18 protein-coding genes, 1 tRNA gene and 1 other annotated feature are annotated in these 15,991 nt (G+C 46.8%); of the genes, 3 read left to right on the top strand and 16 right to left on the bottom strand.

Features of this window, described 5'->3' with window-relative positions:
• Nucleotides 1-119: 119 nt before the first annotated feature.
• From nusB to ACWPAB_RS03090, 11 genes are all read right to left on the bottom strand, one after another.
• Complete coding sequence (gene nusB, locus ACWPAB_RS03140; protein ID WP_003579493.1) at nucleotides 120-527, bottom strand: transcription antitermination factor NusB; 408 nt, start codon at nucleotides 525-527, stop codon at nucleotides 120-122.
• Nucleotide 528: 1 nt separating this feature from the next.
• Nucleotides 529-990 (bottom strand): Asp23/Gls24 family envelope stress response protein, encoded by a 462-nt coding sequence (locus ACWPAB_RS03135; protein WP_003564665.1) that lies wholly within the window; start codon nucleotides 988-990, stop codon nucleotides 529-531.
• A 19-nt stretch (nucleotides 991-1,009) separates the two neighbouring features.
• The gene (efp, locus tag ACWPAB_RS03130) at nucleotides 1,010-1,573 is read right to left on the bottom strand and encodes an elongation factor P (RefSeq protein ID WP_003564662.1); all 564 of its coding nucleotides are present in this window, start codon (nucleotides 1,571-1,573) and stop codon (nucleotides 1,010-1,012) included.
• 496 nt (nucleotides 1,574-2,069) lie between these two features.
• Nucleotides 2,070-3,137 carry a M24 family metallopeptidase gene (locus ACWPAB_RS03125; protein WP_003588041.1) on the bottom strand — a complete coding sequence of 356 codons (1,068 nt, stop codon included), beginning with the start codon at nucleotides 3,135-3,137 and terminating at the stop codon, nucleotides 2,070-2,072.
• Nucleotides 3,138-3,212: 75 nt separating this feature from the next.
• The gene (gene rpmA, locus ACWPAB_RS03120) at nucleotides 3,213-3,503 is read right to left on the bottom strand and encodes a 50S ribosomal protein L27 (protein ID WP_003564659.1); all 291 of its coding nucleotides are present in this window, start codon (nucleotides 3,501-3,503) and stop codon (nucleotides 3,213-3,215) included.
• An 18-nt stretch (nucleotides 3,504-3,521) separates the two neighbouring features.
• A complete protein-coding gene (locus ACWPAB_RS03115; RefSeq protein ID WP_003564644.1) occupies nucleotides 3,522-3,872 on the bottom strand; it encodes a ribosomal-processing cysteine protease Prp in 351 nt (116 codons plus the stop codon).
• A gap of 15 nt (nucleotides 3,873-3,887) precedes the next feature.
• Nucleotides 3,888-4,199 carry a 50S ribosomal protein L21 gene (gene rplU / locus ACWPAB_RS03110; protein ID WP_003564642.1) on the bottom strand — a complete coding sequence of 104 codons (312 nt, stop codon included), beginning with the start codon at nucleotides 4,197-4,199 and terminating at the stop codon, nucleotides 3,888-3,890.
• A 30-nt stretch (nucleotides 4,200-4,229) separates the two neighbouring features.
• Nucleotides 4,230-4,299: a sequence feature (ribosomal protein L21 leader region), on the bottom strand.
• A gap of 232 nt (nucleotides 4,300-4,531) precedes the next feature.
• The gene (locus tag ACWPAB_RS03105; RefSeq protein WP_003564640.1) at nucleotides 4,532-4,732 is read right to left on the bottom strand and encodes a hypothetical protein; all 201 of its coding nucleotides are present in this window, start codon (nucleotides 4,730-4,732) and stop codon (nucleotides 4,532-4,534) included.
• Nucleotides 4,733-5,104: 372 nt separating this feature from the next.
• Nucleotides 5,105-5,227 (bottom strand): hypothetical protein, encoded by a 123-nt coding sequence (locus ACWPAB_RS03100; RefSeq protein WP_003564638.1) that lies wholly within the window; start codon nucleotides 5,225-5,227, stop codon nucleotides 5,105-5,107.
• A 163-nt stretch (nucleotides 5,228-5,390) separates the two neighbouring features.
• On the bottom strand, nucleotides 5,391-5,750 hold the full coding sequence (locus ACWPAB_RS03095; RefSeq protein WP_003575352.1) for a hypothetical protein: 360 nt from the start codon (nucleotides 5,748-5,750) through the stop codon (nucleotides 5,391-5,393).
• Between the two features lie 145 nt (nucleotides 5,751-5,895).
• Nucleotides 5,896-5,969: transfer RNA gene (locus ACWPAB_RS03090), tRNA-Arg, on the bottom strand.
• 157 nt (nucleotides 5,970-6,126) lie between these two features.
• Here ACWPAB_RS03090 and ACWPAB_RS03085 point away from each other — a divergent pair.
• On the top strand, nucleotides 6,127-8,520 hold the full coding sequence (locus ACWPAB_RS03085) for a Xaa-Pro dipeptidyl-peptidase (protein WP_003588045.1): 2,394 nt from the start codon (nucleotides 6,127-6,129) through the stop codon (nucleotides 8,518-8,520).
• A 152-nt stretch (nucleotides 8,521-8,672) separates the two neighbouring features.
• Here the strand turns inward: ACWPAB_RS03085 and glnA are convergent, their stop codons facing one another.
• Nucleotides 8,673-10,013: a type I glutamate--ammonia ligase gene (glnA, locus tag ACWPAB_RS03080; protein ID WP_003564632.1), complete on the bottom strand. Its 1,341-nt coding sequence runs from the start codon at nucleotides 10,011-10,013 to the stop codon at nucleotides 8,673-8,675.
• A gap of 18 nt (nucleotides 10,014-10,031) precedes the next feature.
• Complete coding sequence (locus ACWPAB_RS03075; RefSeq protein ID WP_003564630.1) at nucleotides 10,032-10,394, bottom strand: MerR family transcriptional regulator; 363 nt, start codon at nucleotides 10,392-10,394, stop codon at nucleotides 10,032-10,034.
• 350 nt (nucleotides 10,395-10,744) lie between these two features.
• On the opposite strand from ACWPAB_RS03075, the gene ACWPAB_RS03070 reads away from it, so the two are divergent.
• Nucleotides 10,745-12,835 carry an Orn/Lys/Arg family decarboxylase gene (locus tag ACWPAB_RS03070; RefSeq protein WP_003584633.1) on the top strand — a complete coding sequence of 697 codons (2,091 nt, stop codon included), beginning with the start codon at nucleotides 10,745-10,747 and terminating at the stop codon, nucleotides 12,833-12,835.
• A 53-nt stretch (nucleotides 12,836-12,888) separates the two neighbouring features.
• On the opposite strand, the gene ACWPAB_RS03065 is transcribed toward ACWPAB_RS03070, so the two are convergent.
• Together ACWPAB_RS03065 and miaA are read right to left on the bottom strand one after the other, a co-directional pair.
• Nucleotides 12,889-14,145, bottom strand: a complete 1,257-nt coding sequence (locus ACWPAB_RS03065) for a methionine gamma-lyase family protein (RefSeq protein ID WP_003584635.1) — start codon at nucleotides 14,143-14,145, stop codon at nucleotides 12,889-12,891.
• A gap of 143 nt (nucleotides 14,146-14,288) precedes the next feature.
• Entirely contained in the window at nucleotides 14,289-15,218 is a 930-nt protein-coding gene (miaA, locus tag ACWPAB_RS03060; protein WP_003575364.1) for a tRNA (adenosine(37)-N6)-dimethylallyltransferase MiaA, read from the bottom strand.
• A gap of 68 nt (nucleotides 15,219-15,286) precedes the next feature.
• Here miaA and ACWPAB_RS03055 point away from each other — a divergent pair, with 68 nt between their 5' ends.
• Complete coding sequence (locus tag ACWPAB_RS03055; protein WP_003564621.1) at nucleotides 15,287-15,466, top strand: DUF3042 family protein; 180 nt, start codon at nucleotides 15,287-15,289, stop codon at nucleotides 15,464-15,466.
• Nucleotides 15,467-15,568: 102 nt separating this feature from the next.
• Here ACWPAB_RS03055 and ACWPAB_RS03050 read toward each other — a convergent pair whose 3' ends face one another.
• Entirely contained in the window at nucleotides 15,569-15,976 is a 408-nt protein-coding gene (locus tag ACWPAB_RS03050) for a rhodanese-like domain-containing protein (RefSeq protein WP_003579508.1), read from the bottom strand.
• Nucleotides 15,977-15,991: the final 15 nt, after the last annotated feature.

Below are 15,991 nucleotides of genomic sequence, written 5' to 3'. Positions count from 1 at the left end.
CACTCCTCATTTTATCGGCGCTTGTTGCGCGCAATCGTCACTTATCAATATGCGAACATAGTACGACCAAAGCAAGATAAATCAAAACCGGTCAAAGCAAATGCCTTTGACCGGTTGACTTATGCTTGCGGCGTTGCTTGAATGAAGTTCGCCAAAATGCCATTCACAAACTTGGCTGATTGATCATCGCTGTAACGCTTTGCCAAATTGATGGCCTCATTAATCGCCGCAGCTTCCGGCATCGCTTCTTCATAACGAATTTCGTATAGACCTAATCGCAGGATGATTAAATCCGGCTTCGTCAAGCGACTAAGGGTCCAGCCTTTTTTTAATTGCGGCGTCAAGGCAGCATCCAAATCAGCCTGTTTACTCAAAACACCCTCAACCAGCGTGGTTAAATAAGCCGGCACCTCGGTATCTTGAGGTAAAACTTCGGCATACACCGCATCTTTATCAGCTTCCGGATTGGTTGCCAAGGCAAACAGCGCCTGAAAAGCAGCCTCACGGATCGCATGTCGTGATTCCATCTTATTCGTCATCCTTGCCGCTAGCGCTTTCTGCATCGTCAGTGTCGGTATCATCGTCGTTGAACAGATTATCAGGGTCAACTTTTTCAGCTTTTTCTGGAATGATGCCAACAACGTGGACATTAACCTCGCTGAGCGTCAAATCTGTCATGAACAAAAGCTGTTCCCGTAACCGTTCCTGCATCGTCAGTGCCACTTTAGGAACCGAGACGCCATAGTCTAGATACACATAAACGTCAGCGGCAATCTGATCATCCGTCACCGTCACACTGACGCCTTTGCCATGATTAGCCCGGCCGAACCAGGCGTTAATTGAAGCACCCAGTGAGCCGCGCATTTGATAGACACCATCTACTTGACTAGCCGCGATGCCCAAGATGACTTCCAAAACTTCAGGAACAATCTCAATAGTCCCCTGTGCATCGGTGCGATTCGCTAATATGATATTTGTTTCTTCAGCCATCGTGAGAACCTCCTAAGCCCTAGTTGTTGGCGCGTGAAATGTAGGTGCCATCATCAGTATTGATCGTTAAAACATCGTCAACATTGATGAAAAACGGTACCTGCACGACCAACCCTGTTTCCATCGTTGCTGGTTTAGAACCACCGCTACTTGTGTTACCACGAATGCCAGGTTCTGTTTCTTTAACCACTAAATCAACAGTCTTTGGCAACTCAATTCCAAGCGTTTCATTACCATGCATGATAATTTTGACATTCATATTTTCTTTCAAATAATTCAATTGATCGCGGATCTCGTCGCCGGGAAGCGTCAATTGGTCATAAGTATCGGTATCCATGAAGACATAATTGTCCCCATCGGCATACAAGTATTGCATGTTCTTGCTGTCAATTTGCGCCTTTTCAACTTTTTCAGTTGAGCGGAACGTTTTTTCTTGAACGGCACCTGTACGCAGGTTCTTAAGGGTTGAACGCACGAAAGCAGAACCCTTACCTGGCTTAACATGCTGAAACTCGACAATTCGCCAAAGGTCACCGTCGACCTCAATCGTCAAACCATTTTTAAAATCATTAACAGATATCATGAACTTCCTCCATACATTCAGTCGTAAACTAAACCTATTCTAGCAAGCACTGCGAATGCTTGCAACAGCAGAGCGTGAGTCAGCCCGGTTAGAAACCGGAATGTAAGCGGCCCTGAACGTGATGACCGGGCCTTGGTCATTGCGCACAGGGTCCTTACATGCAGGTTTCTGGGCTGACGAACGCGTTTCAATCAGAGCGTGAGCAGGCGCGTTTAGAAACCGGAGCATAAGCGGCCTGAAGCCTAAATGGTCGGGTTTTGGCCATTTAGGCTTCAGGTCCTTATGTGTAGGTTTCTGCACCTGCGAACGCGTTTCAGCAAAAATTAGCGAGCTTGCCAATGGTAATCCAGACGTAAGCGGCCCTGAACGTGATGACCGGGCCTTGGTCATTGCGCTCAGGGTCCTTACATGCAGGTTTCTGGGCTGACGAACGCGTTTTAGCCAAAAATCAATAAGCTAACCGATTTGACTCACAAGTCAGCTTCTGGCACGTAACTTACAGCACCAACAACTCACTAGGTGCTGGTTGACTCAAGCTTTGACTACCCGCAGCAGTCACTAATAAATCGTCCTCAATCCGAACGCCGCCAAGATCCGGTACATAAATACCAGGCTCATCCGTGACAACATTGCCCTTAGCAGCCGGCACGTCTAGATACGGTCCCCAAGCGCCGGGTCCTTCATGAATTGACAAACCGATGCCATGGCCTGTTCCGTGGCCAAAGTACTTCCCATAACCAGCATCATTGATTGTGTTGTGAGCTAAGTCATTGATGACTCGGCCAAGAACACCTGGTTTTAAAGCTTTTTGCACTTTTTGATTCGTTTGATAGACAATTTGATAAATGGTCTTCAACCTAGGATCTGGTTCGCCCACCGCAAACGTGCGGGTTAAATCAGACATGTATCCGTGGTAGATACACCCCCAGTCAAGCGTGACAATATCGCCTTTTTCAATTTTCTTCTCTGTTGCCGCACCATGGGGCATCGCTGAGCGCGTCCCGGAAGCGACAATCGTTTCAAAAGAAACATTGCTGGCGCCAAGTCCGCGCATGAAGAAATCTAAGTCATTGGCGACATCAATTTCACGCATGCCTGGTTTGATCGTAGCAATGACATGTTGATAGCCCTTTTCGGCAATAGCGATAGCTTGTGTGATTAACGCCAATTCATTGGCATCCTTGATCTCGCGTTGCGTTTCGACAAAGTCACGGGTTGGTACTAAAGTTCCTTGTGTGAGCAAATCAAATGCTTCATAATCGGCATAATTTAAGTGAACTGCTTCAAAACCGATTCTAGTCAGTTGCAAGCGATTGGCCAGCTTGCCAACGGCCTTAAACATGCTGTCCTGATGCAAAATCATTTCGGCATTATGTACTTGCTGCTTAAACTGTTCGGTAAATCGCGAATCAGTCATAAAATAAGCCTTTTGCGGGGTTACAAGCAAGGTGCTTTCTTCACCTGTAAAGCCGGTCAAATAAGTCACGTTCTTCGTATCGGTAACAAAAAAGCCATCCAGTTTTTTATCCTGAATTCGCGCCTGCAATGCTGTCATTCGATCCATCCAAATCGCTCCTTTACTGACTCATGCTTTGTTTTCTCTGAAAAAAAGACGCCCCGTTACCGGGACGTCTAGTCTTTATTCAGCAGCTGCTGCCGGATAAACTGAAACCTTCTTCTTGTCACGGCCGAAGCGTTCAAATTTTACAACGCCGTCAGCAGTCGCGAACAAGGTATCATCGCCGCCGCGACCAACGTTTTCGCCAGGGTGAATCTTGGTACCGCGCTGACGATACAAGATATTGCCTGCCTTAACGAATTGGCCATCGGCACGCTTGCTGCCCAAACGCCGGCCAGCAGAATTACGACCGTTGGATGTTGAGCCGCCACCTTTATGGTGAGAGAAGAATTGCAGATTCATCTTTAACATAACGTACACCTCCGAGGATTAATTTTGTTCAAGTTGTTTAGTAGTAATCGTCAAACGATCAGGATATTGGTCTTGGATGCTCTGTAATTCGAGCAATAAATTTTCCAACAGAATCTGACTGATGTGTAGCTGTTCGCCGGTAATGGCGGTTTTAATTGCCATCTGGAGATGCCCACCATGGACTTCATCCGCAATGACATCAGGTTCAAACCCTGCTAAGCCTTCAATGCCGTTAACGGCACCAATGCTCACCGCAGAAACAGCGGCACATACAATATCCTTACCGGTTTTACCGGCATCGGCATGACCCGTCAACGAGAAGCTGACGATATCACCATGTTCATCTCGATGAAAAATTGCCTTGATCATAACTATGCTGACCTCTTAAGCGTTGATCGCGTCAATAACGACCTTCGTGTATGGTTGACGGTGACCCTTCTTTTGATGAGAGTGCTTCTTAGGCTTGTACTTGTAAGTAACAACCTTTTTCTCGCGCCCTTGTTTTTCGACCTTGCCAGTTACGGTCGCGCCTTTGACGGTTGGTGTGCCAATCTTGGCGTCACCTTCGCCTGCAACCATGATGACTTCATCAAAAGTAACTTGTTTGCCTTCGTCAGCGTCGAGTTTTTCGACATAGATGGCTTCGCCAACCTCTGCCTTGTATTGCTTGCCGCCGGTTTTGATAATTGCGTACACTGTGTGCACCTCCTGTTTTGCCTTTCGGCTTTTCCCCTGAAGACTCGCCAAGTTGGGTGCTTACGCTTAAAAACCCAACATTGTGCGGTTGCATAGGAGGGGTGCCAAATACAACGGACTAATATTACCAGAGACGACGTCAAGTTGCAAGACAAACAACAAGCGCGTAGATTGGTGCGTTTAGAAACCGGTATGTCACAAGCCGTGCTGCTTTTTAAACATGCCACCTTCAAGACTCTCATATGGATGTTTCTGGCCTAGCGAACGCGTTTCAACCAAAAGTTGAAAGCCACGGCACCGCCTTCAGTAATCACGTTTTAATCTAGAAACCATCAACTGTGCCTTTTTCGAAAAAGCCAGACACCAGCAATGACTGCCAGCATGTAAAGGATGTATATCATCGTAAAGATGGTCATCCAACCACCAAGTGCGGCATTAATTAACAGTAAACTAATGACTAGAATAGCATCCACAATCCAATTGACCGGTTGAGCCAATTGTGTGGTCACAACGATCAGCAAAGCACCGGTCACGAGAAGAATTAAAAGGTTAAGTAATATAATGATAAGCTGTCACCTCCTTGAAGAATTATATACGAGCCATCTTCTTTCAACAAGAAATCGTTTAATTGAGCAGGACGGCAAAAGAAAAAGGCTCAGAAAAGATCTCCGAGCCTGCCCCTGCCAAGGACCTTTAATATACCATAGATGCGCGTAATTATTTTACTGAATTTTTGAATTTTGGAGGCCGCATTGTAGCCAACAACCCCTTACGCTATCACTTAAAACACGATTGCTGAAAAGAAATGGTTTGTTCTAGGAAAAGCTTCCAAATATTTTGACTCGTAAGTCTTTGAAACGACGGCACAAAAAAAGCCGCTGATTGTTCAGTTCAGCAGCCTTTAGTTACTTCTTCAATTGTTGTAACGCTTTTTCGATCGTGTTGCCTTTTCCAATGTGTTTGGCATTGCTTGAGTCAATAGCGATAAATTCTTGCGTCTTCATGTTGAGTTGGATTCGATATGACATCGTAATCCCTCCATTCTTTAAAAAATAGTTTGAATGGTCTCAGGTAGCGATGAAGGTTATACTACTCACTTTTTGTTAGTATGTCAAGCATTAAAAAACACAATGATTGCTAACTGACTTGCTTTTGACGGGATAAATCAAGATAGCAACGCTCAAACCGGCTTTAACTAATCTGATTTAAAAGCAATTTAGCCTTCGTTATGGCCTCGTCGTACGTGCCATCGGTCTTGGCCGGTAACTTTTTGACTTGATCAAGCAATTCGCGACCTTGAATGACTAATGCTTCAATATCAGCATTTGTATCACTCAAAAAAGAAACAGTTAAGTAGATGTTTAAGGCTTTGATGGCATCCTGATCGCCTACCATTGCCTCTGCACCTAACTTTTTAATGGCCGTTTTCAAATTTCGGACTTTTCTTTGTTCCTCTTTACGCTTGTGATAATAAGGTAAAAACAAGGCAACACAAACGGCAAGAAATTCAGATATACCCGCAACCCACTCTGAAATTGGACCCATTTCCATCAATAAACACCTTCATTGTCGTGACTCATGTCAACATTTCGAACTAACAACTCGTAGATACAAAAAAAGCCTGATGCATTGTTCTCCTGCTTAGTCACGGGTAGTCCGTCGTCACAGCAATGCTTCATGGCATTTGTAAGTTTTATGTACCAGCCGGGATTCGAACCCGGGACAAACGGTTTAGAAGACCGTTGCTCTATCCAACTGAGCTACTGGTACAAATCGTTATTAAGTATACGAGAAGCGCGACAGGCCGTCAACGGGTTCTATGAGGAAGATCATCCGATACGCAAGTTAGACGGATATAGTTGAAAGCAGTCAATGAGACCGCTACACTGAATTTATCACAATTTTCTCATAAAGGAAGACAATGCTGATGAAATTAAATCAATTTGCCCGTTTGACACCTGACTTCAAGGTGCAAGTAGCGGAGCTTAAGCAGATTGGCCTGCAAGCCGATCCTGATGACACTTTTAGTCAAAGTGCGACCGACCTTTTCAATGCTTTTTTTCCAGAGGCTTATACTTTAGCCGCAAAGAAAGATAAGCTCGCCCAAGTAGCAGTCAACATGGACCAAACACTAGCAGCATGGTTGGCGAAAAAACCATCCAAAATGACGCGCCGTGACTTTTATAATGTGGCGCTACAACTACTTGGCTTCGAAGCTTTCACTGACTTTGACCTGAATGATCCATTTAAAATGATGACTGCAACCAAGTTACCAAGCCTCGATCACGATCTAACGAGCACCGCTGATTTGCTCAAGGCTGTTTATCTATTGTTAAATACGCGAACCAAGCATTTGGTTAGTTATTTGGATGATCTAGCTAATCGCGGTTTTTTAAAGGACTTCCAGAAAAAACAGAAAAAACCGACCCACCTTCTTTTTAACGGCAAAGTCCAACAAGTTTTTGATGCGCGGCAGGCGGTTCGTGAAGTTGTTTGGATCGAATCGGATATGGATACCGATCACGATGGCCAACGGGACTTGCTCGAAGCGACTATTTACCGCCCGAAAGCCACAGATCAAGGGCTTAAAGTGCCCGTGTTATTTACTGCAAATCCTTATTTTCATGGAACCAACGATGTGACTGCAGTGACGCACGTGCCGGAAACGACCTTAGCTGTTAAAACACACGGAGCCTCGAAAGCTGAAGTTACGGCAAATCCTGAAGAGCCTGCCAACTTGCCTCATCATCCAGTTAATGGCGAGGCGACACAGGCCGAGGCTTATGCCGAAGAAAACAGTATGTATGCCTTTAACGATTATTTTCTCGCCCGTGGCTTTGCTGTGGTTTATTCGGCAGGTGTTGGCACTCGCTATTCCGACGGCTTTCGGACAACCGGTGGCCCAGAAGAAACCGATGGTGCTGTTGCTGTCATCGAGTGGCTAACCGGTAAACGCCGCGCTTTTACGAACCGAACAGATGGTATTACCATCAAAGCTTGGTGGTCAACCGGTCTTGTCGCTATGACCGGCAAATCCTACCTGGCTACCTTAGCCATGGCGGCGGCCACAACTGGGGTTGACGGTCTCAAGACAATTGTTGCCGACGCTGGCATTTCCAGCTGGTATGACTACTACCGTGAAAATGGTCTCGTAGTGGCCCCTGGTGGTTTCCAAGGTGAAGATGCGGATGTTCTGGCTGTGGATACCTTCTCCCGGCAAAAGTCTGGCGGCGACCTGATTAACATCAAACAAGCTTGGGAAAAGCATCTTGCTACGATCACTCACGATCAGGATCGAACAACTGGCGCTTACAACACATGGTGGGATGCGCGCAACTACCGGAAAAACGCTAACAAGGTCAAGGCAGATGTGGTGTTGATCCATGGTCTTAATGATTGGAACGTAAAACCTACAAACGCCATCAAGTTTTGGGAGGCCATCGCAGACCTGCCAATTCAAAAGAAACTGGTTTTGCATCAAGGCCAGCACGTTTACGTCCACAATGTTCGCTCATTAGATTTTCTAGATATGATGAATTTGTGGCTCACACATGAATTGCTTGGTGAGGCGAATGGCGCCGAAGATGTTTTACCAAATGTTGTTGTGCAAGATAATGTTGCTGTTCAGACTTGGTCGGCCTATCAGAATTTTGCCAGCCCAGCAGCAGAGCATGTGACCAACACTCGCAATCTAAAAACGGATTTCGAGGCGGCCACGGATCAATTTACCGATCACGCAACAGCAACTTTTAATGCCCAGCATGATACCAGTGCCAGTTTCGAGACTGCCATCATCACCCCTAACAGTGCTTATGCCAATAGCCGCTTGTGGCTCACGCAGCCGCCACTTGAGCGCGACCAAACACTGGAAGGCATTCCGCACTTAGAGCTAACGCTGGCCATTGATGCCCCAACAGGTATTCTCAGTGTTCGCCTCATTGATTTAGGAATGGCCAAGCGATTCGGTGAAACCGCGGCAACGGTAGCCTTAAACGGTCTTCAACTTGGTTTTGATTATAAAACAACAGACATTCTCGAATTCAAACCAACGGCTAAACCGACACCAAGCAAGTTGATCTCGCTTGGCCATATCAACCTGCAAAATCCAAAAAATGCTTACGAAGTGCAAAGTATTACGCCCGGCCAACCGTTCCATATCAGTTTGGATCTCCAACCCACCCACTATCATCTGCCAGCTGGTCGTCAACTCGCTTTGGTCATTCATGGGGCAGATATGGCCCAAACTATTCGCCCGATCAAAACAACTCATTATCAAATTGATTTGGCTAATAGCAGCATCACTCTCCCTTACCGCATTTAACTTAATAAGATGCTCACCAGTTTTTTTCATGCATAATGCATCAAAAAAGGAGATATCAAACGCCGAGTCGGCCTGACATCTCCTTTTTTCTTACTTAACTGTTCAATCAACTTGCTTCAACGGTGACAGCAACAGCTTTTGGGTTGTCTGGTTTAGTAAAGCTCCAGATATTGTTGCCGTTCCCATTCAGAAACCTGCTGACGATAAGCGGACCATTCGAGGTTCTTTGAGTCCATGAAACTTTGATACAAATGTTTACCCAGGGCAGCCTTGACCACATCATCAGCCGCTAATGCCTTCAAAGCATTGTGCAAAGTTGATGGGAGGTCTTGAATATGATTTGCTTTCCGTTCATCGTCTTGCATCCGATAAATGTTGCGATCAACGGCTTCTTCCGGCTTCAATTTCTTAGTCACACCATCTAAACCGGCTTGGAGAATCCCGGCGATGGCTAAGTATGGATTAGCGGTTGGATCAACTGACCGCAGTTCCAGTCGCGTGGACAATCCACGAGATTGTGGCACACGAATCAACGGTGACCGGTTCTTGCCTGACCAAGCAACATAAACTGGCGCTTCAAAACCAGGAACCAAACGCTTGTAGGAGTTCACAGTTGGGTTATTAATAGCGGTTAAAGCATAAGCGTGACGCAGAACCCCGGCGAGAAAATGCATGGCAGTTTCGCTCAACTGGTCATCCGTATTGGCATCGAAGAAAGCATTGCCCTTGTCATGGAAAAGACTCATGTTGATATGCATCCCACTACCGTTAATACCGTGGAGTGGTTTTGGCATGAAGGTTGCATAAAGCCCATGCTTGCGGGCAATCGTTTTAACCACAAGTTTAAAGGTTTGAATGTTGTCAGCAGCTTCTAAGGCATCAGCATACTTGAAGTCAATTTCATGCTGGCCTGGCGCAACTTCATGGTGAGAAGCTTCGACTTCAAAGCCCATTTTTTCGAGTTCAAGGACGATATCACGCCGACAGTTTTCGCCTAAATCTAATGGTGCAAAATCAAAGTAGGAGCCCTTGTCGTTCAACTGAGTCGTCGGATTGCCATTTTCATCCATCTTAAACAGGAAGAATTCTGGTTCTGGTCCAATATTAAATGAAGTAAAACCAGCCTCCTTCATTTCGTTCACGACCCGAATCAAGTTATTCCGTGGATCACCAGCAAAAGGACTGCCATCAGGACGATGAACGGAGCAGATCAAACGCGCAATCTTACCGTGATCGTTTTCCCAAGGGAACAATAACCATGTGTCGAGATCCGGAAACAGTAGCATATCACTTTCTTCGATCCGGACAAAGCCATCAATCGAGGAGCCATCAAAGGTGATCTTGTTATTGAGGACCTTCTCCAATTGAGAAATTGGGACCTCAACGTTCTTAACGATTCCGTTAATGTCAGTGAACATCAGGCGCAGGAACAAAACATTTTCATCCTTAACAGTCTGACGAATCTCATCAGCGGTAATTGTTTTTCTTGCCATATACGTGAACTCCTATCTTTAGTGTGATTGGCGGAAGCCTATGGCTGGACCGGGATCGGGACTCTGGTTCAGTCGACTCTGGTTTAACAACTCGTCTCGCAGTACTTGCCGCACTTCGGCATCGCTGTCTTCATGATGTCGGGGATGCTTGAGTCGCTTTACGTCGGCAAGCGTGAAACCGTCTGCCATTTGACTGCGAATCTCAAGCAATTCATTAACATTATTCAGCGAGTATGTCCGATGATTACCAGCGTTTCGTGCAGGTTGAACCAACCCTTGCGCTTCATAATAACGAATCTGGCGCGCGGTTAAATCAGTCAATAACATGACTGTACCAATCGGCAGAACCGATCGCGTTCTCAGATCAGCGATCTCAGCCATAGGCATCCTCCTTTACAACAATGTCAGGTTATCAAACCATATAAGGCGTGTCAACGGCAGATGTAAGCTTTTCTGACATTCAAATAAAAAGATACCCTTTTTTTGTTTTCAAAATGAAGATGCCATAGACCAATAAATAAAAAGACGGTCATCATCTCTGGTAACGCGCAACCGTTTCCAACCGCTATGTCGCTATCATCCCACCACCAATCACATCATCACACTGCCGGCTCAGACTGTTGGCACGAATAGAAGGCATCGAAGACACAGTCTTTGAAGTCACTCTAAAAATTTTCCGTTTAACATTATGTTAAAATCAACTGAATCTATTTTGAAAGGAACTCGCAGGCATGCACTTATATATCGGCTACTCAGAAAAAGTAGCAGCAAGGATACTGCCCACCAATTGGCGTTGTTTAACTGCGGCACCGTTAGCTGCCTTTGGCGCAGCAATCATCGATGCCTCTGACACTGCAACGCTCACTCAGCTTGTGGCCAGCCAATTACCCTTACCAACTTTTATCATCGGCCAGATACCAATCAGTCACACTGGTCAGCTGACAGTCACCAACATCGATACACTTAATACCGCAACGATGGCTCAGATTACTGCTGCTGCACAAGCTTATGAGCAAACCATGGTACCAGCATTCATTCGCGACTTACTGGACTATGCGAAGGCGGACCCAACCAGCTTTGCGACTCCTGGCCACCACAGCGGTCACTACGACGACTTAGCACCAGCAGGTTACTTACTTCATCAGGCTTACGGCCCAACTTTCTTCGCTAGCGATACCAGCGATGTCGTCACTTCTTTGGGCGATATGTTAACACATGGGGGCACCCCGCTAGCTGCCGAAGAAGCGACAGCGCAGTTATATCATGCCGATGAAACTTATTTTGTGACCAACGGCACGACTGGATCGAATAACATTGTGGCCAGTGCATTGCTCACGCCAGGCGATTTGGTTTTATTCGATCGGAATAACCACAAATCTTTTTATAACGCGGCACTCGTTCAAAATGATGCCCGCCCGGTTTATTTGGATACACTTCGAACGAAACGTGGTTTGATTGGTCCGATCGATTTACAGAATCTAACCCATGAAAGTCTGCGACAAATGGCCGTAGCGGTGGCTCCCGAAAAGGCACATCAATCGCGGCCATTTCGACTGACAATTCTTGAACTAGAAACCTTTGATGGCATTGTGCCAAATGTCCGTCAGTTAATCGATCTTTTTGGGCCTTTAACCGACTACATTGCTTTCGATGCAGCTTGGGGTGGTTATGAGCCGTTTATTCCAGCAATGACGACCATGGATCCCCTGCAGGTACCGCTTGCGCCGACTGACCCTGGTATCATCGTCACCCAAAGTGTCCACAAACAGCAATCCGGGTTTGGCCAGGCATCACAGATTCATAAAAAAGATGCCCATATTAAGGGACAAGCGCGATATGTCGGTCACGAACAGTTCAACCACGCGTACTTAAAACATGTTACGACCAGCTACAATTATCCGCTTTACGCGTCATTAGTCGCCAACACTGCCATTAATCAAGGTGCTCGCGGACAAAAAATCTGGCAAGATGCCATTCGAGCAGCACTCGGCTTTCGCCGCTCGCTCAACGATTCGCGACTCTTTTCTGCTTACGAACCGCCTGAGTTGACAACTTTGCCTGCTGATCAGGCCATTCAGACTGCTGAGGCTTGGTCCATGACGCCACAAGCTGCATGGCATCAACTCGCAGGCCTTCAACCTGATCAAGCATTTCTTGATCCAGGTAAAGTGACCGTGCTATTACCCGACACAGCCGCATTTGGCATCAGCGGTTGGTTAGTAGATCGTTATTTACTTGACCACGGCATTATTCCGGAAAAAGCCGACCTAAATAGCCTGCTTTTTTTAGTGACGCCGGGAACCGCTCGACCAGACTGGCAACGATTGCGCCAAGTGTTAGCGCAGTTTGAAGCCGATTATTTTGCAAATAAAACCGTTGCTGAAAGTTTGCCAAAATTAGTCGCTGAAACTGGCGAGGCGTATGCACATCAAACATTACGCGAACTAAGTCAGACCATGTCGGACTTTTTCCGAGAAGCGCACCTAACTGAGCAACAACGTGACTTGTTTACCAACACCAACGCCATCCCCACTGCCATGACCCCGCAAGCCGCCGATCGTTATTTTGTTCGCGGTCAAATTGACACCATCCCTCTGGAGCAAGCCACGGGCCGTATCGCAGTCGACGGCGCGCTGCCCTATCCGCCCGGAATCTTTGTGGTTGTCCCTGGCGAACGCTGGCGACCGGAAGCGATCAGTTACTTTCAAACACTTTTTGAAGGTATACGGCACTTCCCCGGCTTTACCCCAGAAATCCAAGGCGTTACCGCTCGTGCAGGTGGTCAGCCATATGTTCATGTTGTTCATGAACAACTTTCATAGCCGTCAAAAAACGCGATCAATTAGCTTGATCGCGTTTTTTTGCTTAGCCTATTCTAGTTATCAAAGAAAGTGGACTGCGCAGCTCCCATGGTCGCCAATTTAATATGCGCATAGGTTAACCCGCCTTGCAAGTATAACGTATACGGCGGGCGCAACGGGCCATCACCGGAAAATTCAATCGTAGAACCAGCAACGAATGTGCCGCCTGCCATAATGACTTGATCCTCATAACCGGCCATTTTTTCCGGAATCGGCGTCACAAAGCTGTCAACTGGCGAGTTTGCTTGAACAGCCTTAGCAAATTTCACCATGTCATCGGCATTGCCGAAGTTGACTGTTTGAATCAAATCGGTTCGCGGTGCATCCCAAGCAGGTGAGACGTCCAGCCCCAGTTTAGCAAACAAGGCTGCTTCGAAAATGGCGCCTTTAATGGCATTCCCTGTGGTTTGCGGCGAAATGAAGAAGCCTTGATACATGTCAGCCAACGCATCGACTGTGGCCCCTTCAGCCCCGCCAAGACCCGGTACCGTGAACCGATAACTGATGCGGTCAATCAGATCCTTTTTACCGACAATATAACCGCCAGTTTTGGCCATGCCACCGCCTGCGTTTTTAAACAACGAGCCGGCCATGACATCAGCACCGACTTCCAATGGTTCCTTGGTTTCCGAGAACTCGCCATAGGCATTATCGACAAAGATCCAGACATTCGGCAAAACACTGCGAACAACCTTGATCATCGCGGCGATTTGATCGACGGTGAAAGAATCGCGGGTTGCATAACCGCGAGATCGCTGAATAGCAACCACTTTGGTCTTATCGTTCAACCGCGCTTTGACAGCATCATCGTCAACCGCCCCGTTTGGCAGCAGGTCAACATAATCAACACCAATGCCATATTCTTGCGGCGCGCCAATCCCGTTGCCAGCTAAACCTAGTACTTCCTGCAAAGTATCGTACGGCTTACCGGTGATGTACACAATATCGTCACCTGGCCGAACCAACCCTAATAAGGCAACGCCAATTGCATGCGTACCAGAAACAAATTGCGGCCGCACCAGTGCATCCTCGCCGCCTAAAACATCGGCGTAGATGGCCTCCAAGACATCGCGGCCTTCATCATTATGACCATAACCGGTTGATCCGGTTAGATAACTTTCTGCCACATGATGGTTTTGAAAACTTGTTAAAACCTTATTCTGATTCTCCAAGATGCGCGCATCAATTTTTGCCAGTTGTGGCGCGATCTGTGCGTCAACTTCTTTAGCCATTGTCTGTAATTTTGGATCAAACTTATCCATCCAACTCATGATACTTTTCTCCTTTAAATGAGCGCGAACAGGCGCGTTTAGAAATCGGTGCATAGATGGGCGTCAACCAGATTTGTTCGAAGCCGAACCTAGCCAATCTGGTTGACGGCCTTCATATCCAAATTGATACGACTGTATTCGCGTTAACGTTGTTTAAGCCACTGTTGCACCAACGTAACAATGGCATTTTTGTCTTCCGGATGCGCAACCAGATCAAACCAATGGGTCGGCATCTGATTGCGAAAATAGGTCAGCTGCCGTTTAGCAAAATGCCGGGAATGTTGCTTAATCAGTGCAACAGAATCCGCCAATTCAGCCTGACCGTGAAGATATGGCACTAGCTCTTTGTAGCCGATAGCCTGCATGGCCTGTGCATCTGCTGGCACGGTTTTTAATAGCTGCTCAACTTCAGCGAGTAACCCGGCCTGCATCATCGCATCCACCCGTGCATTAATTCGATCATACAAAACGGCTCGGTCCGTGGTTAAGCCAATGACCAAGGTCGAGAACAACGGCGCTGGTTGTGGCTGGTCAGAAAAGCGCCGTCCAGTTAATTCACCGACTTCTAAGGCACGAATCACCCGCCGCGTATTGGCCGGCGCAATTTGTTGCGCAGCATCTGGGTCGCGCTGTGCCAATTGCTGCCACAACCATGATTGACCGTTTGTTGCTAGCGCCACCTGCCAGCGCTGCCGAATAGCTGTCGGCGGCGCCTTCCCGCCTAAAGGCAGATTTAAGCGCAAACTATTAAGATAAAAACCGGTACCGCCTACCAGAATCGGTAATTGTTGCCGATCAGCCACCGTATCAATCATGGCCGTCGCTGCCTTTTTAAACTTGGCGACCGAGTATGCGACGGTAGGGTCAGCGATATCCAATAAATGGTGTGGCACCCCTTGCATCTCTTCTGGCGTGATTTTCGCCGTTCCAATGTCCATGTGGCGATAAATCTGATAGGCGTCGCCGTTAATCACTTCACCGTGTAGCTGCTGGGCTAAATAAACGCCGAGGTCACTTTTTCCGACAGCTGTCGGTCCGACAATCATGACAATCCGTTTGGCTGGTTTATCCATTTCATTAAGCTCCGATAGTATAGTATAATAAAAACAGTATCATAGATAATTAATCAGGGGGGATTTTCATGAAACATAAATTTGCTCGTGGCTTTTTTGTTGGCACGCTGATGACCCTTGGCGCAATTGCCGGTAGCGTTTTTGCCTTTAAGAAAAACTATATCGAACCTGTGGAAACTAAGGTCGATGAAATTAACGATAACCGGCGTAAAGCTAACCGTAAGCGTTTCTCAGCCCATCAAGGTTAAGCAACACCAGCTGTTAATAGCGGTATGTTCATAATGAGCGCCGCTATCAGCAAAAAAGCAATCGACAAGTTCGATTGCTTTTTTCTTGCGTTTATGTAGCGGCTAATAGTTAGTCGGGCTCTTTTTTGTTTTGCCTGACCAGTTATCATAGCCGCCTTTTAGCCAACTGATTTTTTCGAAACCATTCTTGCGTAAACGCCGAGCAGCACGCAAGGAGAGCACGCCAGTTTTGTCATAGAGATAAACCGGCAGATCTTGACGCATTTCACCCATCCGTTCACGCAACTGCGTATAAGGAATATCGCGGGCACCGAGAATATGGCCCGCTTTGAATTCGTTACGCTCGCGTAAGTCAATAATCTGTGCTTTACGCATGGTATGTTCAAAGTCATCGGGCGTGATCTCGCCGCCGATAGCCTTAAACCGTGATTTTTGATAGTAACTCCACAACCAATTGAAACCCCAATAAATCAGAAACAATCCAACAAAAATTAACAGATAAGTTAACACGTGTATGACTCCTTC

This window comes from Lacticaseibacillus sp. 30 (genome assembly GCF_053819265.1).
This window is presented reverse-complemented; position numbering and strand designations above follow the sequence as displayed.